We start from the raw sequence: 22,503 nt of genomic DNA on the forward strand, positions 1-22,503 counted from the left end.
CGCATCGCATATCACGCAGAGCGGCCCGGGTGATACACAGCGATGCGCCATCCAGAGGTGAAATGCCATTCATCGATCAGATCGACATCTCGTGCTGTCCCGGCGATTTCAGAATGTGTTCGTCGTCATCGAGAAGTGCCCGGTGCAGGCGCACCAGCTCGGCGCCTGGATCGCTGCCGAGTTCGTCGCAGAGCAGGCGGCCGGCCCGATGGTAGGCGGCGAAGGCGGCGTCTCGCTGGCCGAGAAGATAGCTGACCCGGATCAGTTGCCCCCACGAGCGTTCGCGGAGTGGGTGCTCGGCGAGAGTGTCGAGGATGTTCTGGTGGGCCGATCGAAGCTGTCCGGTGAGTAACTGAGCCTCGGCAAGGTCCTCCCTGACACCTGAATATCGGAAGGTGAAAGCGTCGAGGCGGCTGCGCAATTGGCTCGACGCGGCGATGTCGCTGCCCACCGGCCCGCGCCACATGCCGATCGCGCCGGTCAGGTCGCAGATCGCGGCCGGTAGCCGATTCTGCGTGAGCGCGAGATGGCCGCTGTCCGCCAGGCGGTTGAGATGGTGGACGTCGATGAGGCCGTGCGGCACGCAGAGCCGGTAACCGCGTTCGCCGCCACGTACCGTGATCATGTAGTCGTCGTATCCCGTGAGCCGCAGGTAGCGGCGGACCAGTGCGACGTACGTGCGGAGATTGCTCGCCGCCGACCGCGGCGGCGAGTCCCAGATCATGCGGCACACGCGATCGAAGGCGACGGTGGCGCCGGCTTCGAGCGCGAGTACGACCAGCACACTTCTCGCGTGTGCCGCGGGTATGGAGACGGTCAAGTGAGGGGCGACAAGTTCGACATGGCCGAAGACGCGAAGTAGCACGCGGCACCCTTTCTTTGCCCGGCTGATCGACCCGCTCGCGTGGCAGGCTGTTCTCGAGCACCGCCGTCCGATCGCTGATCAGTGGGGCATTACACATTTCGCTACGCACCGCCACGGCAGCCGCAGGTCAGCGGGGTGATGGACGGGATGCGGGAACCGACGAGTTGTGACAACGATCAAGACGCGGCGGTCGGGGACGGGGGAATCGGCTGGAGGGGGCATGCCATGGTCCTCACGTCGTAGTTGAACGGGTCGCGCCGCCGAGATGAGGCAGGAGCCGTGAGCTCACTCAACGGGACGACGTGTTTCCCCGGCGTTTCCCTCGCGTGTCCGCGGCGGTCTCCGAGCGCATGCGAAAGGACGGTCGGTCGTGCGATGCACCGTGTGGCCCTCGTCCGGGTCGACGTTCGGCGGTCGCCGTCCGATCACCGTCGTCACCACGACCCGGCTCGGCCTGCGCGAGGAGAGGCTGAGCGCTCTGGGGTCCAGCTCCTGGACGCGGCGATCCGCGCCACGCTCGGCGAACCCGTCCGGTCAGGAGCGTCGATGCGACAGCCTGACGCGAGTGGTGAGCAGGACGAGAACCGCCAGTACGCCGAAGCCGATCATCGATGGCAGGAGGACGTGGCTCCGGGTCATGGGGGAGCCGTCGAAGAGGTCGCTGACCGCGTTCATGCCCGAGTTGAACGCGTCGTGGAGGAGCACCATGATCAGTAGGCTGCCGCCGGTGTTGTTGAACACCCAGGTCATGAAGATGGACAGGACCGTGGTCAGCAGTAGGAACTGCACGATGGTGCCCGGAGTGGCGCCGCCCTTGGGGTCCGCCCATGCCGACGATACGAACAGCGGTAGGTGCCAGCCGCCCCACATCAGTCCGAGGATGAGGGAGGCGGGCAGCGGGCCGTACCGCTGCTGCAGCCTGGGCAGGGCATATCCGCGCCAGCCCGGCTCCTCGCCGAGCGCCCCGATGACGAGCTGCACCGTCAGGAACATGATGACCAGTGACGGCACCACGTCCGCCGAGAACGTGAAGTGAGCGGCGGTGCCCGGGATGGCGAAGGCGGCGATCACCGGCACCGCGAGGACGCCGCCGATCACCAGGACGTACCAGCGCGGCGGCACCCGCCAGGATCGCAGCCCCCGCAGCAGGCTCCGCACCGCGCCCGGGCCCGCGGTGTTGCGCAGCGTCACCAGGGCCGCGACCAGCGGGCCGAACGAGCCCGCGATCACACAGACGTCCAGCAGCCAGCTGTCCTTGCCGATCGGCAGGAGGTCCAGTCCATCGTCGGACAGCACGATCGGCAGGTAGAGCAGCCAGCTGAAGGCGAAGGCGAGGGCGAAGAACATCCACAGCGCATGCGGTGGCTCGGTGCGTGTGCCGGTGTCATGGGAGGTCGGCGATGGGTTCAAAGTCACCGGAGACAAGGTAGGGATGTGACCAGTGCGCTGCCTCCGGCGATTGCCCTAATACCGCCCGGTAGCCGGCGGGCCGAACATCGGCGCTCCTACCTCACGGGTCCGGGGAGCAGACCCTGGCGGATGGCGCGGGCCACCGCCTGTGGGCCGGTGTGGGCGCCGAGTTTGGTATAGACGCGTTCCAGGTGGGACCGCACCGTGCTGGGCGCCAGGCCCAGGCGCTCGCCCACCTGCGGTGCGGACAGTCCTTCGGTCAGCAGGCTCAGGACCTCGATCTCGCGGCTGGTCAGCTCCGGTGCGCCGGGCTTGGCGCCTACGGTTTCGGTGCAGGCCAGGTAGGCCTGGCGGGTGAAGCGTTCCTGGATGGCGAGCTGCCGCGCCTTGCATGCCGCCTCGGCGAGCAGGGGGGCCAGGTCATCGCCATGCTCGGCGAACGGTCTGAGGTACGCGCCCGGCGCCGCCTGCGCGAGCGCTCCGGCGATGGCCGCCAGTGCCCGGCGCCGATCGCCGGCTGCCTGCCGTGCCAGCGCCGCGACCACCCGCAGCCGCAGGTGGGAGGCGGCGCAGACGACGTCGGCGTGCCGCGTCATCGCCTGGGAGGCGATCGCGTCCGCGGTGGCCCAGTCGCGTCCGGCCAGCGCGATCCGGGCGGCGATCAGTTCCTCGTAGAGGCGCAGGCCCGCCGGAGGTTCGCCGCCGGCCACGGTGATGGCTCTGGCCTGGGTGAGCGTGTGCTCGGCCGCGGCCAGGTGTCCGAACGTCAGCAGCGCGTACGCTCGCCGGGCCGCCGCAGACCGACGCGCGGCGGCGCCGAAGCCGGGATTGTCCAGGCCCGGTGTTCCAGCGATGTAGTCCGCCATCGCGTCGAATGCGCGGAGCGTTCCCGGCTCATCGCCGCGGGCCAGGCAGAGGTCGGCCGCGGCCCGGTATCCGTGCAGCCGTACTCCGGGATCGTGGTGGTCCGTCGCGGCTTGGAGGTCGAGGGCGTGTGCCACGGCCTCGCCGATCCGGTGCCCCTCCAACAGTGCCTCCACCATCACCAGCGGGGCCGCGGCGAGGTGCTCATCGGGCTCGACGCGCCGCGCCGCAGCCAGCGCGGCGGACTCCCGGCAGCTCGCCATCGCCCGCCGTAGGTCGCCGCGGCACAAATGCGCCTGCGCGAGCACCAGCAGTGCGTCCAGGCGGTGCGTCACGTCGTATTCGGACCGGCTCAGACGGGCGCACTCCTGCTGGACGCGCTGGCCAGGACCTTCCTGGACCCCGTGGCCCAGCGGGTCGGTCAGCCGGAGCACGGTCTGGAGACGCATGCCCGGCTCGGTCAGGTACGGCTGGTCGAGGGCCGCCTGCGCGGCGTCGATCGCCGCCGCGGGTGACCCGTCGAGGAAGAGGCAGTGCGCAAGGATCGTGGCATGGAGAGCGCGCGCCTTCGGCGGCAGGCGGGCGGCGTCCACCCGCGTCAGCCAAGCAGCGGGATCGTCCGTCGCGTACGGATGGGAGCATGCCCCCTCCCGGAGCGATCCGTGGATGAGGGTGAAAGAGACGAGCAGGCACAGCACCGGGTTCTCGGCCAGCGTCGGCTCGGGCAGCCCGCCCAGCCACCGGCTGAGCCGGGCGTGTTCCAGCCAGAGTCCGCCGTCGTGCTCAGCCAGCCTGGCCAGAAGCCGGGCCGCAACGCGCGGATCGTCTCCGGCAAGGGCGTGCTCGACCGCTTCGCGCTGGTCCCCGGCCGACTCGTGCCAGTCGGCCGCGCGCCGATGCAACTCCGGGAGCAGCTCGGGACACCGCCGGGCCAGGTAGCGCCGCACGGCCGCTGCGAACAGCTGGTGGTAGCGGTACCAGCGGTCGCTCGCGTCAAGAGGGACCAGGAACAGACCGCTGCGGGCGAGCGCGGGCAGGGCTCGAGCGCCGTCGGTCCGGCCGGTCAGCGCGTCACACAATGCGGGAGTCAACCTGGACAGGACGCAGGTGGCCAGGACGAGCTGCCGGGTTTCGTCAGGCAGCCCGTCCAGCACCTCGGTGACCAGGTAGTCGTCCAGGTCGCCGGTGGCGGCGGCGATCTCGTGCCCGGCGGGCACGCCCCGCCCCACGGCCAGCGCCGCCAGCTGCAGACCGGCGGGCCAGCCTTCGGTCCGCGCGTGCAGGCCGGCGACGGCCCGGGGGCCGAGGCGCAGGCCCATCGTCTCGCCCAGGAACGCCGCTGTCTCCGTGGTGGTGAAGCGCAAGCGTGCGGCGTCCAGATCGCACATCCGGTGCTTGGCCCGCCAGGTCGCCAACGGCAGGGGTGGAGGGTAGCGGGTCGCGATGATCAGATGGATGCGTGGCGGCAGGCGCTCGACGAGGTGGGCGACGGCATCGTGCAGGTCGGCCGAGCCGATGAGGTGATAGTCGTCCAGCACCAGGACCAGGTCGCCGGGCCGGCCGGCCAGTTTGTTGATCAGGCCGGCCAAACGGCGGCGCAGGGCCGGGCGGGAGTCGATGGCGGTGTCCGGCATCGTGACGTCGAGCGCGGCGGCGAATCCCCGGCAGAACGTCACGAGATCGTTGTCGTCGCGGTCCAGGGACAGCCAGGCCACGCGTGCCGACGTGGTCGCCGCCCAGGCCGCCAGCGTCGTGGTCTTCCCGGACCCGGCGGGCGCGCAGACGAGCGTCAGCGGCAGCCTGGCTGCACGGTCCAAGGCGGCGTAGAGCTGTGGCCGGGCCACCGCGCCCGCACGCGCCGGCGGAACACCGAGCTTGGTGACCTCGGGCGGCTCGCCGTGCGACGCCGCGGCGGCGAGCACGTGGCCTGCGTCGTCCAGCGCGTTCGCGGTCACCTGATCCGAACCGCCCAGGTAGACCCGCCGCCGGACGCCCAGGACCCGTCGATGGGCCCGCCAGTAGCCCGTGCCGCGTCCGTTACCGGACGTCTCCCAGCGCACGGTGAAGCGTCCCGCCGGATGCTCGACGGCGAACGCGGCGGCTTCGGTCAGCCAGGCGCGCCATTGCGGTGTTCCGACCGCGATCTCGGGCCGGCCTGGCGCGATGCCGAGCAGCCCGTCCCGGATCACCGGCAACTCCACCATCGCCCACCTTCCGGCTCATTGGAACAGTCGCTCCCGGCCGTGTCCGCGGCGGCAGCCCGATGCCATGGCTCCAGGCGCCGTGCCGGTGACTCGAACAGCGGGCCGTGGGCAGCGAAATGGCTGACCTTGACCAGAACGCCGTCATCACGGAGCACGTGGGTGATCTCGGAGAACAACAGCGGCCGCGTCACTCCCCCCTTTGATTCCACCGTTCTCCAGCGAGACAAGAGGACGGTGATATCCGCGGCGTCCGAGGCGCAAGCACCTGTTCGGCCACAGTATCGCGGTCACCGCGGCCGGACACGGCCTACCAGAACCGGTCTCCCCCAGCGGGTTCCCGGGCTGCGCCGGGAAGCCGAACGAGGCTACTGGCCAACCTGGTCGACACCCCGCCCTGGTGCTCGGCCGTACCTGGACTTCCGGCCTGGAACCAGCTCGGTGCCGCCCTGCCCGACGCCACACCCGACGACCTCGTCGGCGTCGCCCGGCGCAATGAACGGAACTGACCACCGCCGTACTGAAGGCGTGCGACGAAAGTACCTAAGCACGGCGGATTCCCCGCCGCCGCCGTCTCCGTATCTTGGTGATCGCCCATGAATCCGATCACGAAGGAGACGGGCACCCCGATCCACCCACGGGGAGCTGCCGAGACAACAGGCTCACCCCCTCCGGCCCCTGCGGGCCGGAGCTTCGACAGGAGATTCTCATCAAGAAGAAATTGGCCATCACCGCCCTTGCCGCCCTTGCCGCCACCACGATGCTGAGCAGCGCCGCCCACGCCGGGACACCGGCGAACGTCTGGGTGAACGGCGAGGCGATCGGCTCAGAGGTCTACGCCGTCGGCGTCGGCGCTGAAGGTCAGGTGGACCGGGTGCAGGTCAACTTCCAGGTGTCCAAGGGCCAGGTCATCACCGGCGTGCGAAACGGCACCGCCCACTGCCAGATCGCCACCTTCGCAGCGACCTGCGACCTGATGTCCGGCTCCTACCCGCAGTTCTTCGAGGTGACGGTACGGCGGTACGAGGCCGGGCCCGGGCCGTTCAACCTGACGGTCAACGCCATCTCCTCGGCACGCGAATGGGACTACGCCGACAACTCCACCGTCATCGGACACTACTGACGCGACCGCCGCTCCACGCGGACCTCCCCGCGCACTCGTCCGCGACGCGGGAGCCGTACGGTTCGGCGGCAGGCTCGGGATGTACCCGCTGCCGAGAATCTGGACCGCCGACCGGGAGGGCCGCGTGCACCACAATCTGTACGCGCACGCTCCCGGCCGGGAAGCCGTGGACGCGGCCGGCCGGACGATCGACCTGGCCCGTCCGGCCGTCGCGCTCTACCGGCAGAACCCCACGGCATGAACGCCCGGCTGCGCGGTGGCGGCCGAAGCCCTCAGCCCGAGTATGGGGCCGGCACCGTGCTGTCACTGCGCGAGGGCCACCGGGTGAGCAGCCCGACTCCGGCCACGATCGCGGACGGGCTCACCCACCGCACCCCGGCGCCGCGGTCGGCGGAGGAAAGGCGGCTCGGTTCGGGGTCGGTGGGTCGCCGGCGACGAGCCGGACGCGGGCTTCGGTCAGGATGTCCAGGCCCATGTAGCGGCGGGCCTCGACCCGTCCTCCCCGGGCTGCGAGGTCGACGTGCTCAGGTCCCGGAGGTGCAGCGTGGTTCCGCTTCGCTCGGCGCGTCGTCGCCGGTGAGCCACTTGCCGTCGGCCATGAGGTCACGGCCGGCGAGCTCGTTCGCCTCGCGCCAGGCCTGTACGTGTCGCGGGACCAGCCGGAAGTAGGAGTAGCCGCCGCCCTGCGCACGGGGCTCGAAGCCGGCCTTGGCGGCGAAGGCGTCGCCGACCTCGTCCGGGATCTCGGCGGCGGGGATCTTCTCGCGCACGTCGGCATGGATGAGGACGACGTCGCGCGTGTGGCCGATCGCGATCCTGACCGTGCCGGTCGCCTCCAGGAACCGGGCCGTGGGATTGGTCCCGGCGGTGGAGATGAGCAGGGTCCGGCCGTCCCAGAGGTACGACAGCGGCATGAGGTAGGGCGAGCCGGCCGGGTCGGCGGTCGCGAACCAGGCGTCGACGTCGCGCTCCAGCCGGTCCAGGGTGTCGCGGACCCGCTGGTCCAGGGGACGGGCGGCAGGGGTTGTCATCTCGTCATCTCCAGAGGAAAAGGGTGGACGTCGTGCGTTCAGCCGACCGGGCGGGAGGTGGCGGTGGCCTCCCAGGTGAACCCGTCCGGGTCGGTCATGGGCTCGGCGTCGGTGCCGATGACGAGCCGGTGTGAGCCGGTTCCTTCCATCGGAACGCCGGCATCCTTGGCGGCGGCGCGGCGGCTGTAGAGGGCCAGCCTGACGGGCGCGGTGTCGAACTCGACGTACTTGCGGCCGAAGCTCTTGGTCACCGAGAGGCCGTGCTCGACGTAGACGCTCTTGGCCGCGGCGACGTCGTCGCCCCCCAGCAGGAGCACGATGTCGTCGATGTCCCGGGTGGCCGGGCCGGTGTCCTTCTTCGACGACGACGCGATCTTCCAGAGCGTGCCGTACGGGTCCCGCAGCACACCGCCATAACCCCAGAAGCTCTTCGTGGGCGGCTTCAGGGCGGTCGCGCCCCCATGCAGAGCGGTGCCGAAGAGGCTGTCCACCGTGCTCGGCTGGGACACCACCAGCGACATGAGATACCCGCGGAAGCCGGTTGTCGGCGCCTGCGATTCGCGGGTGCGTACCCGATCTCCCACGCCGAAGGCGGTGGCGTAGAAGTCGTCGGCGGCCGCGGGGTCGGGGACTTCGAACGTGACGGAGAGGATGGAGGTCATCGCCTTTCCTTCTCGACGGTCCGGATGAGGTTCTATCGGTCCTGGATGAGGCTGAGGACGCGGTCTGATGTGCTTCCAGCTTCGTGCCGCCCCTGGCCGGTGAGCATCCGTGGTGACCACGGAGCCGACCACGGATAGCCCGTACGGCATCAGACCACAGGAGATGCGACAGAATGCGACCATGGCGACAGAAGTGGACATCTCTCCGAGGGAGGCCGAGGTACTGGAGCTCCTCGGCGCGCACTACAGCAACGCCGAGATCGCGGCGCGGCTGTTCATCTCGGTACGCACCGTCGAGAGCCACGTCTCCTCACTGCTGCGCAAGCTGCAGGTGCCGGACCGGCGAGCGCTCGCCCAGCGCGCGGACGCCCACCAGCCACAGCACGAACCGGTCCCCCTGCCGGCCCCGCTGACCTCGTTCGTCGGCCGCGCCAGGGAGGTGGCGGAGCTGTCGGAGGTGGTCAGGACGCACCGCCAGGTGACCGCGGTCGGTCCGGGCGGCGTCGGCAAGACCCGGCTCGCGCTGGCGGTGGCGACGGAGGTCGCCGCCCAATACCCCGACGGAGTGTGGTTCGTCGACCTGATCCCCGTCACCGATCCCGGCATGATCGCGACCGCTGTCGCCGGTGCGCTGGGACTCGGCGAGCAGCCCGGCCGCGACCTGACCGAGTCGGTGGTCGCCGCGCTGGCCGACCGTCATGCGTTGCTGGTGTTCGACAACTGTGAGCACGTCGTGGACGAGGTGGCGCTGTTGCTGGAGCGGCTGCTCGCCGCCTGCCCGCGCGTGACCGTGCTGGCGACCAGCCAGGCCCGGCTGATGGTGCCGTTCGAGCGGGTGTATCAGGTCCCGCCGCTGTCGCTGGCCGGGGAGTCGGACGCCGTCACGTTGTTCATGGAACGGGCGACGGCGGCCGGCGGGCCGCTGGATCAGCCCCGGCACGACCAGATCGCCGCCATCTGCGAGCGGCTGGACGGCATGGCGCTGGCGATCGAGCTGGCCGCGGCCCGCTATCCCGCGCTCGGGCTGGACGGTATCCACGCCGCCCTGTCCCACCCGCTTCGGATGCTCGCCGGCGGCTCCCGCGCCGATGAGCGGCACCGCTCGGTGCGGGCCGTCCTGGACTGGAGCCACGCCCTGCTGGAACCGGCCGACCAGGAGCTCCTGCACCGGGTGTCGATCTTCGTCGCGCCCTTCAGCGCATCGGCGGCGGCCGAGGTCGTCGGCTCCCCCATGGACGTGGTCACCGACGGACTGGCCCGGCTCGCCGAACAGAGCCTGCTGGCGGTGACGGCCTCCCCGACGGGCACCTACTACCGGGCCTTGGAGACCATCCGCCAGTATGGGACGGAACGGCTCGGCCAGGCCGGCGAGCTGGCCGGCACCCGGACCCGGCACCTGCGCTGGTGCCTGACCCAGGCCGCCCGCCTGACGGTGGCCGGGCCGGACTGGCGGGCACGCTTCGACGCGGTCGCCGACGACCTCCGCGCGGCGCTGACCTGGGCTGCGAGCGAGCCGGAACAGCGCGCGGACGCCCACCGGCTGGCGCGGCACCTGGCCGAGCTGACGTTCACCCGCCACCTGATCGGCGAATCGCAGCAGCGCTTCGAGCAGGCATCCGCGCTCGCCGACAACCCCGCCGCCACCGCGACCATGCTCCGCCAGGCCGCGGACGTGGCCGGCTGCCGTACGCGCGGCGACGACATGTACCGCCTCCACCGCGCCGCCGCGGCTGCCGCCCGCCGTGCCGGGGACACCGCCGGCGCCGCCGTGGACCTGGCCACCGCCGCCACCACCGCATACCGGTTCTCCAGCACGTTCACGCGGATCACCCCCGAGGAGGAAGCCGTCGCCCTGGTCACCGAAGCGCGGGAGCTGGCCGGTGGCGACCTGGCCGCCGAGGCCGCGGTGGCGCTGGCGGAGGCCGCGGTGCTCAGCGACGCGTTCGGCGCGGCTCAGGGTCCGGCAGGCAACGCCGTACCAGAGACGCTCGCGCGCGCCGGACGCGCGGTCGAGCTGGCGCGCCGGATCGGCGATCCGCTCGCCGAGTCCGCCGCACTCGACGCGCTCACGGCCGCACATGCCTGGGCCGGCGACACGTTCGCCTGCGCCACCACAGCCGGACGCCGCATCACGCTGCTCTCCACCATGGCGGGCAAGCGGGAGGCGCCGGGGGGCATCCACGAACTGATCGACGGACTCGGCATGGCCGTACAGACCAGCCTCGGCGCCGGGAACCTGACGGACGCCCGGCGGTGGGGACGGCAACTGGCCGACCATCCCGCCCTGGCCGAAGTGGGCCATCGGGCGGTGAGCTGGCTGCTGGTCACCGACGCCCTGGCAGGCAACGTCGACGAACTCCTCGCCGGCAGCACCCGCTTCCTCGACGCATGGCGGCGAGCCGACAGCCCCGCCAAGGCAACCCTCGGCCCGGCGGCCGCCGCGGTCGCCATGATCCACAACCTCCGCGGCGACCACGACGCCGAGCGCGAATGGCAGACGGTCCTGGACCGGCTCGACGACTCACCCGAGCGTCAGTACGGTTACGGAGCGCTCTACGACGCGATGCGGATGCTCCACCACGGCAACGCCGCCGCAGCCATGGACCGGTTGGCGCCCGAACCCGGCGAGGTGTGGAAGTGGGTGACCTGGATCTGGCTGCACTGGTACGTAGCGATACGCGCCGAAGCCGCCGTCCTCGCCGGCAGCCCCCACGCGCGTGACCGCCTGGCCACCGCCCGTGCCATCACCGCCGGCAACCCGGTCGCCGGCGCGATCGTGGAGCGCGCGGCCTCTCTGCTCGACCAGGACCCGAAGCGCCTCCTCGCCACGGCAGGCGCCTTCGAGGCCGCCGGCTGCCGCTACCAGGCAGCACGCAGCCTGCTCCTGGCGGGCGGCGACCACACCGCCCGCGGCGCCGCTACCCTGACCGATCTCGGCCTCGCGCCGTGACCGGGCGCCGGGGTACGACTCGGACAGCGACCACCCGCACTGCTTCCTCATGCCGTCCACATCAGGCGTCGAACCGACGGCACGACGCGTCGAGCACGTTGTGATGACCACGCCCTCGGAAGTACGCCTCCCGTAGGAACACCGTCACCCGGTGATCGGCCTCACACGGGATTGCGCCCGGCGCGGCATGCGCGCCCCGGTGCTCGTGGTCGGGGCGTTGCCGGAGCCGGCCCACCCGGGGCGCGAAGAAGGCGGGAAGTCGTGTGGCAGGTACTCCCAGGCGATCCCGGTCCGGCACGCGCGCAGGATGGCATTCACGATTTCCCGCAGGTCATGGATGCGTGCTGCTGGTCCCGGACTCCGCCGGGCCGCCCCCCAGGCCATCGGAGTCGGTTCGATCAACGTCCATCGGGCATCGGACAAGTCGCTGCGGCAGGGACGCCGGAGAGCAATGTGTTCCGGCTACCCGCCGGGTTCCGGGCCGTCAGGGACGAATTCCTGGCTCCGCACCGACGGTGATCGCCTCGACGATCTCCCGGACGGCCGAGGCGTCGGGCAGCGCGCCGAGTTCTCCGGCGAACAGCAGGTGACCGGTGCCGATCAGGGTCAGGCAAGCGTGCGGGCATCCGTGTCCGCCATACACGACCGACGCGGCGCTCAGCCTCCAGGTAGGCCGCGAGGCCAGCGCTGACCTCGGTGAGGATGGGGATGCCGTGCGGAGTCGTCGCGCGCAATCGTGACCGCAGATCGTCCCGGGCGATCACGATGTTTACCAGGCAGACCTCGCGGCCGCGGCCACACGTTCGAAGCGGTGCGCTCGATCGCCGGTCACTCGTTCGAGGTAGTCGGCCACGGATTGGTCATCCCAGCTGCCTCCCGTGAGCGCGACGTAGCCGTCAGGGCGGATCAGCACGAGACCGTCGCCGTCGACCCCATAGAGATCGTGCGCCTCTCCGGCTGAGTCGATGAGCGCGCTTTCGCTGTCGCTGCAGGGGAGTCCTGGGGGAAGAATGCGATGCGTGTGCACATCACCGCGTCGGCCCTCGCTCACCTGGGGTGCGGGCTGGGCGTCCGGGGCGCGATCGCCGGCACGGATGCCGATCGCCTCATCCAAGTCGCGGGCCAGGCTGCTGCCTCGGTAGGTGATGCTCAGCTGGCTGACGTCGCTGAACGGGTCCCGGCCCTGGAACGCGCCGACGATGCGCTCCGACACGCGTGCGGAGTCGTCGCTGCTCCAGAACCTGCCCCGAGCGGTGGTCGAGGCCAGCACGTGCTCGGCGATCGGCAGACGCTCCTCCTCATAGGTGTCCAGCAGCGGTTCGGGCGCTCCGCGCAGGACGTGCGCGAGCTTCCAACCGAGGTTGTAGGCGTCTTGTACGCCCGTGTTCATGCCCTGGCCGCCGGCAGGCGTGTGCACGTGGGCGGCGTCTCCCGCCAGGAGGACGCGGCCGTCCCGATACCGGTCCACCATACGGATGTTGACTTGGTACACCGAAAGGTAGACCGCGTCGTGGAAGCGAACCCCGGACATCCCGACTCGTTGCGAGAAGATGTCGGCGAAGGTCTCCACCGAGACCGGGGAGGTCCCCTGGCCGTCGTCCGGCGGCAGCGGCGCGGTGAAGAACCAGGTTCCGCTTCTCGGCATGGGGGCCAGGGTCAGCATGCCGCCGCCGGGGCCGGTGGCCCACATATGCGCGACCGAGGCGTCCAGTCCGTCGACGCGGAGATTACCGAACAGCATCCGCTGCTGCTCCCACGTCTCCCCGAGGAAGTCGATCCCGACCTGCTTACGCACGGTGCTGCCGCCGCCGTCGCATCCGATGAGGTAGCGCGCCCGGACGTCCTGGTGTTGCCCGTCGAATCGGACGGATGCCGTGACCTGGTCGCGGTCCTGTGCGAGTTCTACCAGTTCGCCGCCGAGTTCCACCCGGGTGCCGAACGATGCCAGCTTCTCGCGCAGGGTCGCTTCGGTGAACTGCTGCCCCACCATGAGGCTGCCCGGATAGGGCACGCCCGGCACGGGGGGAGCGTCGTACATCACCGCCTCGCGCACCACGTTTCCCTGCGCATCGTAGAAGCGCGCGGGAAGGGTGGTTCGGCGTGTTCAGCCAGGCGGTCACGCACGCCGAGGTCCTCGAACACCTCTTGTGTGCGGGCTCGGACGCCGCGGGCCCGCGTTCCGACTGGATACGCGGTGGCACGATCGATGATCCGCACGCGGACGTCGCGGCGGGCGAGGTCGCACGCCAACGTGAGCCCCACTGGGCCTGCGCCGACGATGACGACATCCGTCATGTGTGAAGTCTCCATGGAGACGCTCTCCCTTCGTCGCGGCGATAGAGTGACCGCGCGCCCATTTTGAGTGGGCAAGCGCCCACTCGTCAACTCCGTCCGCCATAGACTGAATTGAACATGCTCGTGTCAGATACCGGTCCGAGATCGTGTGCCTATAGCGACGATGCGCTGACAACTTCCTGCCGTCTGCCACCGTGCCGGGAGGAGTCCGGGGGCAGTCGGGGCTATTCGGGTATGCGCAGGACAAGCAGGGCCACGTCGTCGTCATTGTCAGCCGGGCGAGCGTGTTCGAAGAGCACATCGCAGTAGGAGTCCAGCGGACGGTGGGCCAGGGAAGCGGCGTATCTCCGCAACCGGGCCAATCCATGGTCCAGAGTGTGGTGGTGCGACTCGACCAGTCCGTCGGTGTAGAACACCAAGGTTGACCCCGGGGGCAGCGCAGCGACGGTGTCGCTACGGTCGGGACGCAGGCCGGTGCCCAGGAGGAGGCCTTGTCCCTGCTCCAGGAACCGGGCCTGTCCGTCCCGTTCGACCAGGAGCGGTGGCAGGTGACCGGCGTTGGTCCAGTGCAGGAGCCATCTGCCGTCGTCGGTGTGTTCGAGCCGGGCGAGGACGACGGTGGCCATGACGGTCTGTGCCATGCGGGACACCGCCTGGTCGAGCCGGTTCACGATCACGCTGGGCGGCTCCTCCTCCGCTCCGGCGTAGGCCCGCAGCATGTTGCAGACCTGGGCCATTCCCGCCGCGGCGTCCAGATCATGGCCGACCACGTCGCCGATCACCAGCGCGGTCGTGCCGTCAGGCAGGACGAAGGCGTCGTACCAGTCGCCGCCGACCTGGGAAGCGTCCGGTGCGGGCCGGTAGCAGGCGGTCATCTCCACCCCGGGCACCGACGGCATCTGGGGCAGCAGGTGACGTTGCATGGTCTCGGCGACCCGGCGTTGCCGTTCGTACAGGCGGGCATTGTCCAGGGCCAGCCCCGCGCGGCGGGCGATGTCCTCGACCAGCAGCAGGTCAGCGGCGGTGAACGCGCCGGAGCGCGTGGCCCGGCCGAGGGTCAGCGCGCCGACCACCTCCCGCACGCCGCGAATCGGCGCGATGCTCGCCGAATGCATACCGCTCGCCCGGAAGAGCTCCTGCTGGGCGACCGCGATGCCGGAATCCGGCCGCCTGTCATAGGTGGCCGGGCTTGCCAGTGTGGCGGTGACTCCGCGCAACGCCCGGGACAGAGGCATGGAGGAGTCCTCAGGCACGGGCGGCATCGGCCCCTCCAGATCCTCCCGGTGCACCAGGACACCGTCCTCATGGTGCACCACCACGGCCCGCTCGACGCCCCTCCGCTCAGTGAGCAGGTCCACCACAGCCCAGTCACCCAGGAGCGGCACCACCAGCCGCACCAGTTGACGCAGGATCTCCTCGACGTGAAGGCTCGAGGTGAGCGTCGTGGTCGTCTCGGCGAGCAAAGCGAGCCGATCCAGCTCCGACATCGACGTGGCAGCGTGCGCCTGCTCCGCCACCTCGCCGGCCGCGGCGAGCTCCTGGAACACCACCAGCGCTCCGGTCCTGCCCCCACCGATCCGGCACGGGGTGATGACCCAGGAGATGGGGAACACGGAGCCGTCCCCGCGCTCGAACCAGCCATGGTCGTCGTGCAGCGTACGGCCGGAAAGCAAGGACTGCCTCATCAGGCAACGGACCCGCGACAGCGGCTCACCGGCACTCCCGCGGTGCAGCAGGTCGTGCGCGTCCCTGCCCACCATCTCCTCAGCAGTGCGACGGAGCACTCGCGTGGCGTGCCGGTTGACCCCAGCGATGCGCCCTTGGGCGTCCACAACGTACGCGGCTGCGTCCAGGGCATCCGGCAGTGTGTCGGCTCCGCTGATGTCGTTCGAGGCAGGCGCGTCATCCGTGCCGCGCGCAGCGTTCATGGCGCCATACCTCCTCTAGTACACCCTAATAACCATCCTTCCCAAACGCCCCTTCGCGTCCCTCTTCGCGGTCCGTCCTGACCTGCGGTACAGCGCAGGCGCCGATGACGCCGCCTGTGGCGCCGGTGGTTGACGCGACAGCGTTCTCACCGCTCGGAGCGGTTGTGGTCAGGATCGGCTGCGGCTGGTGCATCGATTTCCGCTATCGGGAGAACCTGGCGCACCAGTGTGCTGTTCACCGGCCTGGAACGCCTGGTGCTGCGCTACGCCGAGGCGATGACCGACACTCCGCCCAACGTTACCGACGACCTCGTGGCCGGCCTGCTGAGCCACTTCACCGAGGCGCAGGCCGTCGAGCTCACCGCTGTCATCGCGGTGGAGAATCAGCGTTCCCGAATCAACGCGGCCTTCGGCCTTACCTCTCAAGGCTTCCATGACCACTGCGCGGGGTCCAGTGCACGCTCACACCGCGCCGAACCTGACGGGCCTTGACTCTGAGGACCGTTCAGCATGCGCATTCCACTTGGCGCGTGTGGGTGCCGAATATTGCGTCACAGGGGCTGATCTGGGGTTTGCTGTGCTCGATGGCTCGGCTCCGGCAGGGTCGCCGCCTCCCCCGACAATGCTGACGTCAACATGAAGTCAAGCCGCCCCCGCGCCTACACCGCCCAGCTCCGGCGCGTTCTGGGAACCTCTGACTCCTCCGCTTTCACCGAATTCCGATGCTCAGGTTTCATCGCGGCCCTCCGGCCGCGGCGGAACAGGCCTGGACGTGCGGGCCGGCGACCTGGCAGGGCCACCGGCCACGGGTGCGACCGCACGCGGCCGGCGGGTGGACCTGCCGGTTCCCTCAGTGGTAGGCGCCGTAGGACAGGGCGAGTGCCAGGGCGCCGCAGGCGGTCACGACCAGGTGGACGCTCCTGGCGTACCAGTGCGGCGCTCCGATGCCGATCAGCAGGTGGCCTGTCCAGTAGGCGCCGTAGTAGGACAGCATGGTCGCGGCCAGGACCCACCACAGCAGCGGGCCGCGCTCACCCGCGGGGGCGAAGATGACGAGCAGCATCACAGCGATGTGCCCCAGGTCGCCCACGGCCTCGCGCTGCATGTGGAACTGGGCGTGCTTGACGCCGTCCTTGGCCTCGGGCACCAGGTAGGCGTCGTCCCACAGGTGGGACACGGTCTGCCCGAGGCTGATGAGGCTGACCAGGATTCCGGCGATCAGGAGCCCTTGAGCGAGAGCCACGGCTGCTCCTCCTGTCTCGATCGGGCGATGTCGGCGACGGCCCGCCGGTAGTCGCGCTCGCTGAACCGGTAGAAGGCCATGCAGGCCGCGGCGAGCGCGAAGCCCGCCGCGGGGATCAGGCCGACCAGCGCGAGGATGCCCCCATCCGCTCCGGCGGGCTGCACGGCCGCGTTGGCGGCGTATCCGGTCGCGGCGAGGACGAGCCCGGCCAGCCCGGCGGCGGCGGCGTTGCCGCCCTTGCGGGCGAAGGAGAAGAACGCGTAGATGGCGCCTTCCGCCCGGTGGCCCGAGCGCCACTGACCGTACTCGACCGTGTCGGCCTGCAAGGACAGCATCACGGTCTGCAGCACGGCAGTGCCGGACGAGGCCACGCCGAGCACGATCAGCACGAGCCACAACCGCGACGGGTCGACGACCAGCATCGCCAGATAGCCGGCGGCGGCGACCAGCCCGGCGCCGATATAGACGGCGCGCTTGCCGTGGCGGCGGCTGAACCTGGGCGTGAGCCAGCTGAACAGGCCCTGGCCGACGGCCATCGAGATGGCCATCACGGTGAACGTGTCGACCCCGCCCGCGAGATACCGGGCGTAGTACAGCATGCCGAAGTTGAAGGTCTCGAAGCCGACGAGCATCACCAGCATGCTGCCGCACAGCACCAGCAGGGGCCGGTTGAGCCGGACGGCGGCGAGGCTCTGCCGCAGCGTGATGCGGGGTTCGGCGCGGCTGACAGTCTCCTCGGTCAGGGCGAACGACCCGGCGAACAGCAGCACCGCGACCACCGAGGCGGCGGCCACGACGACCAGGTACGCGCGCCCTTGGTCGGCCGCGCCCTCCAACTGGGGGGCGATGACCGCATAAAGCAGAAGATAGACGAAGAACGACGACATCGAGCGGACCATCGCCAGCCGGTCGCGTTCCCGGGAGTTCTGGGTCATCGCCGCCGCCATCGACCCCAGCGACACCTGGCTGAAGGCGAAGGCGAGGCCGAACAGCGCGAACGTGCCGGCCGCGTACCCGATCCGCAGCCCCTCGCCCCCGTCGGGCACGGTGAACAGCAGCACGCTGGTGACTGCCAGCGCGATCCCGCCGCCCAGCAGGAAGGGGCGGAACTTGCCCCATCGGGTGTCGGTGCGGTCCATGAGCCGTCCGGCGAACAGGTCGAAGAACGCGTCCGCGATCCTGACGAGCATGAGGACCAGCCCGGCAACGGCGGCGTTCATCGCGACCACGTCGGTGTAGAAGGACAGCAACAGCAGCGTGACGGTGGCGAAGGCCGCCTGGTTGGCGGCCTCCCCCAGCCCGTAGCCGACGACGTGGCGGCGTCTCACGACCGCCACCGCCGACGCAGGGCGTACGCGGCGGCCTTCGGCTTACGGTCGCGGTCGAAGACGCCCTTCCTGTTGCCTTCCGGGCGGATGATCTCCTGGCGGGTGCGGAAGTCGGCGAAGCTCCACACGTGCTGGCCCACCACGGCCGCGTGCGCATCGGCGACCCGGGCGACCATCTCCAGGACCTCGCTCTGGTACTCCTCCGTCCACATCGTGGCCGCCACCTCGTGCGCGCCGGGCAGCGCCTCCGCGCCGCACTCGGTGATGAGGATCGGGCTGTCGTGCCGCGCCGCCCACTGATCGAGCTCCTCCACCAGCCGCTTCTCCGCGGAGGCGAGGTCGCCGCCGTCGAGGTACCAGCCGTAGTAGCGGTTGAGGCAGATCACGTCGAACAGGTCGGTGACCCGGTCCTGGCCGGCGGGGGCGAGGAACACGTTGGTGAAGCACACCGGCCGGGTCGGGTCCAGTTCGCGGGCCTGCTCGACGATCGGCTCCAGGAACTCCCGTGCCCCGTCGGCCGCCGAGTCCGGCTCGTTGGACAGGCACCACATGACCACGCTCGGATGGTTCTTGTCACGTTCGATCAGCCGGCGGACCGACGTCAGGCATGCCTCTCGCGCGTCGGCGCCGAACCCGTCGGGGCCGAACGTCCGCGGCTCCGGGCCCGTACGAGGGCCGAAGTCCATGGCGAGATTGATCATCCCGGCTTCCTGCTCCGCGATGACCACGATGCCGTTCCGGTCGGCGTGCTCCAGCACCTCCTCGGCGTACGGGTAGTGCGCGGTCCTGATCGAGTTGGCGCCGATCCAGTCCAGCAGCGCGAAGTCGTGCACCATGATCACGTCGTCGTGGCCGTGCCCGCGCACGGGGCTCTCCTGGTGGCGACCGAAGCCCCGGAAGGTGAACGGCCTGCCGTTGATCAGGAACTCGCGCCCCCGTACGGCCACGGTCCTGACGCCGACCGGCAGCTCGTAGACGTCCTCGCCGTAACCGATCTCCAGCCGGTAAAGGTAGCCCTCGCCGGGTTCCCAGCGGTGCACCTGGGGGACGGCGAGCTCGCCCGTGTGGCCGGAGCCGGCGGCGACCTGCGTGCCCCGGGCGTCCAGCAGCCGCACCGTCACCCCGCCGGGCGCCGACGTGAACACGTCGTAGCTCACCAGGCCGTCCGGGCCGTCCAGATCCGTCCGCACTGTGATGTCCTGAATGTGCTCATGTGGGGTGGTGTACAGCCACACCCGGCGGTTCAGGCCCGTGTAGTTGAAGTAGTCGCCGGTCAGGGCCTGCGCGGTCGCCCCCGCCGGGGTGCGGTACTGCCGGCCGGGCGGCATGGCCGACAGGCTGAGCTCGTTGTTGATCGCGACGGTGAGACGATTCGGCCTCCCGTACTGGAGCAGGTCCGTCACCTCCACCTCGAACGGGACGAATCCGCCCCGGTGCGTGACCACCTCCTTCTCCCCCACCCAGACCGTGGCCAGGTGCGCCGCCGCGTCGAACCGGAGCACCACCCGCTTTCCCTCCCACGAGGCCGGCGGCCGTACCACGGTCTGGTACCAGACGTCCCCGACGTGATCGCGGATCGCCGGGTCGGGGTAGATGTCGTTGTAGCTGGACGGCACCGGGATGTCGAGCGCGCCGGGCAGGTCGGCCGTCCACCACTGCTCATGCCGTCCGGCTCGGTCCTTGTCCACCAGGAAGCGCCACACGCCGTCGAGCGACTTGGTCTCCCTGGACACTGTTTCCACTGGTCGAAGCATGGGGCAACGCTCTCCTGGCCGGGCGATCCGGCGCAGCCGACCACGGTCGGCACCTGCAGCTCCTGCCGTGGGAGCAACGGGATGCCTACCTGGGGAGGACGACACCCCTGCACCGGTCGCGCCATGATGGGCGGGTGAGGCGCTCGTGAAGTGGCTGAGCCTGCTGGCCGCCCCCGCGCTGCTCGGCGCGGCGCTGATGGCGATCAGCGTGGAGAGCGGCCCGCCGTCGGCCCTGGCCGTGGCTCTGGCGGTGGCTGTGGTGGCGCCGCTGACGGTGCGGCGCCGATGGCCGCTGACGGTCCTCGTCGCCTCGTTCGCCGCCTTGATCGCGTACGTGACGCAGGGCTATCCGCACGAGCCGCTGATTCCCGCGCTGATGGTGGCCCTGTTCACCGCCGTGTCCGCGGGCTCACGGACCCGCGGCGTGGTGATCGGCGCCGCCTGTGCCGCGCTGCTGGGCGCGGTCGCGCTCTGGGCGGGCCCGCTCGGCCCGACAGGGGCGGTCGGGGCGTTCGGCTGGATCGGCTTCGCGCTGGTGGCTACGGAGATCATCCGGGCGCGCAGGGAGGCGGCGGCGGCGGCCCTGGAGCGGGCCCGGCGTCTGCAGCGCGAGCAGGAGGAGGAAGGCCGGCGCCGGGTCATGGAGGAACGCCTGCACATCGCCCGCGAACTGCACGACATCCTGGCCCACAGCATCTCCGTCATCGGCGTGCAGGCGTCCGTGGCACGCCATCTAGGCACCGCGGAAAGCCTGGCCCAGGCCATGGAGGTGATCGACGAGGCGGCCCAGGAGGCCATGGGCGGCCTGTCGGCCACGCTGGGCGTGCTGCGCGGCACTGTTCACGGCTCGAGCGCGGACGACTCCGCGCCCGTTCCCGGCCTGAACGAGCTGCCCGAGCTGATCGACCGGGCCCGTGCCGCCGGGCTCGCCCTGCGGGTCCGTACCACCGGGGAGCCGCCGCCCGCCCCGCCGCAGGCCGTGGGGCTGTCCGCGTACCGGATTCTCCAGGAGTCGCTGACCAACGCCGCCCGGCACGCGCCGGGCAGCGGCGTGCAGGTGGAGATCTCCTACTCGCCCCGCGACCTGCGCCTGCTGATCGTCAACGACAACCGGCCCGCGCGGGGAGAGGCCGGCTACGGCATCCTGGGCATGACCGAACGCGCGCGAGCGGTCTCCGGCTCGCTCACCGCGGGCGCCACCGAGGACGACAGGTTCCAGGTGGTGGCCGTACTCCCCTGGAAGGACGACCGTACCCAGTGATCCGCGTGGTTCTCGCCGACGACCAGGACCTGGTACGTGGCGCCTTCGCCCAGTTGGTGGCCGCCGCGGACGGCATGGAGGTGGTCGGTGAGGCCGCGACCGGCGCCGAGGCCGTCGACGCGACCAGGGCGAGTCGCCCCGACGTGGTCGTCATGGACATCCGCATGCCCGACGGCGACGGTATCGAGGCGACCGGGCGCATCTGCGCCGACGGCGATCTGGCCGCAACACGGGTGCTGATGCTGACGACGTTCGAGACAGAGGAGAACGTGGTGCGGGCGCTGCGGGCCGGTGCGAGCGGCTTCCTGGCCAAGAGCGCCCGGCCGGCCCAGTTGCTCGACGCCATCCGCACCGTGGCCGCCGGGGAGGCGCTGCTGTCGCCCGGCGCCACGCGCTCGCTGATCGCCCGCGTCGTCAGCATGCCCGACCGGGGGCGCGCAGTGGCCGGCCGCGTCGGCGAGCTCACCGCCCGCGAGCGGGAGGTGCTGGTACTGATCGCGGCGGGGCTGTCGAACGACGAGCTGGCCGGGCAACTCGTGCTGAGCCCGCTGACCGTCAAGTCCCACGTCGGGCGCATCCTTGCCAAACTGGGCGCACGTGACCGTGCTCAGCTGGTGATGGCCGCCTACGAGTCGGGCCTGACCCGGCCGGGCGGTGCCTGAGCGAGGACGCGAAGTGCGCCTGGCTGCGCGGCGACGGATACGACATGGACTATGTGCCGGCCGTGGCCCCCACCGCCGGGTAGCACGGCGACGCACCGATGGCCGGGCCTATCTCGGCGGCCGTGATGGTCGCCAACGAGGCAGTCACGCCTTCGGCCTGGCCGAAGTGCCTCCCCTCGACATCAACGGCACCATCAATCCCCACCAGGGGGAAGAGCCGCTACAGGCCGTCATCACCAACTGAGCCTCCTGGTAGCTCAGCAAGCTCACGGCCCAACCGGTGATCATGAGTCCGTCACGGCGGGAGGCTCGCTGGTATCACCGGCGCGCAGTTGTTGCAGGTCGGGGATGTGGTTGTACAGCGTGCTCGGCGAGACGCCGAGCAGCCTGGTGATCGAGGTGCCGGGGTTAGGCAGCATGTCCCGGGCGGCGGCCAGGCCCTCGCGGGTGGCGGCGACGATGAGTTCGCGGATGAACTCGACAATGCCCTGTCGCTTGGCACGGTGGAAGGCGGCGTCGTCGCGGCCGACGGCCCTTGCTGCACGGTCGGCCGGCGACGCCAGCTCGAACAGGGCCCAGAAGTCCCGAGCCTGCCGCGGACCGAACCTGGAGCTGAACAGCCGTACCCCCGAGGTGTCGGTGCACGTGCAGTGGAGGTCGACGCCGTCACCGTCGGGCACCTGCAGCCGCGGCCACGCCGGCCGCATCGCCCTCGGCTCCTGCCCCGATCGCCTCCCAGCGATTCAAGCTCGGCGGACGTGACATGACCGTGGCCATCACCCAGCTCCAGCGCGAGGGCAGGATGACCACGCTGAACCTCACGATCACCAACGAGGACGGGCCTTCCTGGCGCATCAGCAATGACCTGGGCAAAGGGCCGACCGACTACACGGTCGGCGGCCTGTCTCTGGTGGACGCGGGCAACG

At 70.6% G+C, this 22,503-nt stretch carries 18 protein-coding genes and 1 pseudogene; 5 read left to right on the top strand and 14 right to left on the bottom strand.

Annotated elements, in window-relative coordinates; genetic code table 11:
• Positions 1-76 precede the first annotated feature (76 nt).
• From ADY59_RS01065 to ADY59_RS01075, 3 genes are all read right to left on the bottom strand, one after another.
• Positions 77-784: an AfsR/SARP family transcriptional regulator gene (locus ADY59_RS01065; protein ID WP_049556489.1), complete on the bottom strand. Its 708-nt coding sequence runs from the start codon at positions 782-784 to the stop codon at positions 77-79.
• Positions 785-1,399: 615 nt separating this feature from the next.
• Positions 1,400-2,281 carry a CPBP family intramembrane glutamic endopeptidase gene (locus ADY59_RS01070; RefSeq protein WP_156325228.1) on the bottom strand — a complete coding sequence of 294 codons (882 nt, stop codon included), beginning with the start codon at positions 2,279-2,281 and terminating at the stop codon, positions 1,400-1,402.
• A gap of 89 nt (positions 2,282-2,370) precedes the next feature.
• Positions 2,371-5,343, bottom strand: a complete 2,973-nt coding sequence (locus ADY59_RS01075) for a helix-turn-helix transcriptional regulator (RefSeq protein WP_049556493.1) — start codon at positions 5,341-5,343, stop codon at positions 2,371-2,373.
• 718 nt (positions 5,344-6,061) lie between these two features.
• Here ADY59_RS01075 and ADY59_RS01080 point away from each other — a divergent pair.
• Positions 6,062-6,463: a hypothetical protein gene (locus tag ADY59_RS01080; protein ID WP_049556495.1), complete on the top strand. Its 402-nt coding sequence runs from the start codon at positions 6,062-6,064 to the stop codon at positions 6,461-6,463.
• A 524-nt stretch (positions 6,464-6,987) separates the two neighbouring features.
• Here the strand turns inward: ADY59_RS01080 and ADY59_RS01085 are convergent.
• Together ADY59_RS01085 and ADY59_RS01090 are read right to left on the bottom strand one after the other, a co-directional pair.
• Positions 6,988-7,494, bottom strand: coding sequence for a pyridoxamine 5'-phosphate oxidase family protein (locus ADY59_RS01085; protein WP_049556497.1), 507 nt, complete (start codon positions 7,492-7,494; stop codon positions 6,988-6,990).
• A gap of 38 nt (positions 7,495-7,532) precedes the next feature.
• Positions 7,533-8,156, bottom strand: a complete 624-nt coding sequence (locus ADY59_RS01090; RefSeq protein ID WP_049556499.1) for a glyoxalase — start codon at positions 8,154-8,156, stop codon at positions 7,533-7,535.
• A 181-nt stretch (positions 8,157-8,337) separates the two neighbouring features.
• On the opposite strand from ADY59_RS01090, the gene ADY59_RS01095 reads away from it, so the two are divergent.
• Positions 8,338-11,106 (top strand): ATP-binding protein, encoded by a 2,769-nt coding sequence (locus ADY59_RS01095; protein WP_049556502.1) that lies wholly within the window; start codon positions 8,338-8,340, stop codon positions 11,104-11,106.
• 252 nt (positions 11,107-11,358) lie between these two features.
• Here the strand turns inward: ADY59_RS01095 and ADY59_RS52275 are convergent.
• From ADY59_RS52275 to ADY59_RS01115, 5 genes and pseudogenes are all read right to left on the bottom strand, one after another.
• A pseudogene (locus ADY59_RS52275) lies at positions 11,359-11,559 on the bottom strand (transposase); the annotation flags it as partial.
• Positions 11,560-11,590: 31 nt separating this feature from the next.
• A complete protein-coding gene (locus ADY59_RS49505) occupies positions 11,591-11,749 on the bottom strand; it encodes a hypothetical protein (protein WP_156325229.1) in 159 nt (52 codons plus the stop codon).
• A gap of 126 nt (positions 11,750-11,875) precedes the next feature.
• Positions 11,876-13,159 (bottom strand): FAD-dependent monooxygenase, encoded by a 1,284-nt coding sequence (locus ADY59_RS01105; RefSeq protein ID WP_049556506.1) that lies wholly within the window; start codon positions 13,157-13,159, stop codon positions 11,876-11,878.
• Positions 13,144-13,416: an FAD-dependent oxidoreductase gene (locus tag ADY59_RS53190; protein ID WP_197093373.1), complete on the bottom strand. Its 273-nt coding sequence runs from the start codon at positions 13,414-13,416 to the stop codon at positions 13,144-13,146. Before ADY59_RS53190 ends, ADY59_RS01105 begins: the two co-directional genes overlap by 16 nt.
• A gap of 209 nt (positions 13,417-13,625) precedes the next feature.
• Positions 13,626-15,329 (bottom strand): SpoIIE family protein phosphatase, encoded by a 1,704-nt coding sequence (locus tag ADY59_RS01115; RefSeq protein ID WP_049556508.1) that lies wholly within the window; start codon positions 15,327-15,329, stop codon positions 13,626-13,628.
• 228 nt (positions 15,330-15,557) lie between these two features.
• On the opposite strand from ADY59_RS01115, the gene ADY59_RS01120 reads away from it, so the two are divergent.
• A complete protein-coding gene (locus tag ADY59_RS01120) occupies positions 15,558-15,821 on the top strand; it encodes a carboxymuconolactone decarboxylase family protein (protein ID WP_053174344.1) in 264 nt (87 codons plus the stop codon).
• A gap of 358 nt (positions 15,822-16,179) precedes the next feature.
• Here ADY59_RS01120 and ADY59_RS01125 read toward each other — a convergent pair whose 3' ends face one another.
• Genes ADY59_RS01125 through uidA form a run of 3 tightly spaced genes read right to left on the bottom strand, consistent with a single transcriptional unit; the run spans position 16,180 to position 19,642 of the window.
• Positions 16,180-16,572: a hypothetical protein gene (locus ADY59_RS01125; RefSeq protein ID WP_049556510.1), complete on the bottom strand. Its 393-nt coding sequence runs from the start codon at positions 16,570-16,572 to the stop codon at positions 16,180-16,182.
• A complete protein-coding gene (locus ADY59_RS01130; RefSeq protein ID WP_197093374.1) occupies positions 16,548-17,900 on the bottom strand; it encodes a glycoside-pentoside-hexuronide (GPH):cation symporter in 1,353 nt (450 codons plus the stop codon). The genes ADY59_RS01125 and ADY59_RS01130 overlap by 25 nt, the downstream gene beginning before the upstream one ends.
• The gene (gene uidA, locus ADY59_RS01135; RefSeq protein WP_197093375.1) at positions 17,897-19,642 is read right to left on the bottom strand and encodes a beta-glucuronidase; all 1,746 of its coding nucleotides are present in this window, start codon (positions 19,640-19,642) and stop codon (positions 17,897-17,899) included. The genes ADY59_RS01130 and uidA overlap by 4 nt, the downstream gene beginning before the upstream one ends.
• A 157-nt stretch (positions 19,643-19,799) precedes the next feature.
• On the opposite strand from uidA, the gene ADY59_RS01140 reads away from it, so the two are divergent.
• Both ADY59_RS01140 and ADY59_RS01145 read left to right on the top strand, forming a co-directional pair.
• Positions 19,800-20,915: a sensor histidine kinase gene (locus ADY59_RS01140; protein WP_049556515.1), complete on the top strand. Its 1,116-nt coding sequence runs from the start codon at positions 19,800-19,802 to the stop codon at positions 20,913-20,915.
• A complete protein-coding gene (locus ADY59_RS01145) occupies positions 20,912-21,577 on the top strand; it encodes a response regulator (RefSeq protein ID WP_049556517.1) in 666 nt (221 codons plus the stop codon). The genes ADY59_RS01140 and ADY59_RS01145 overlap by 4 nt, the downstream gene beginning before the upstream one ends.
• A gap of 284 nt (positions 21,578-21,861) precedes the next feature.
• Here ADY59_RS01145 and ADY59_RS52280 read toward each other — a convergent pair whose 3' ends face one another.
• A complete protein-coding gene (locus ADY59_RS52280) occupies positions 21,862-22,284 on the bottom strand; it encodes a hypothetical protein (RefSeq protein ID WP_049556519.1) in 423 nt (140 codons plus the stop codon).
• Between the last annotated feature and the right edge of the window lie 219 nt (positions 22,285-22,503).

This window comes from Nonomuraea sp. SBT364 (assembly GCF_001083785.1).
Classification (GTDB): domain Bacteria; phylum Actinomycetota; class Actinomycetes; order Streptosporangiales; family Streptosporangiaceae; genus Nonomuraea.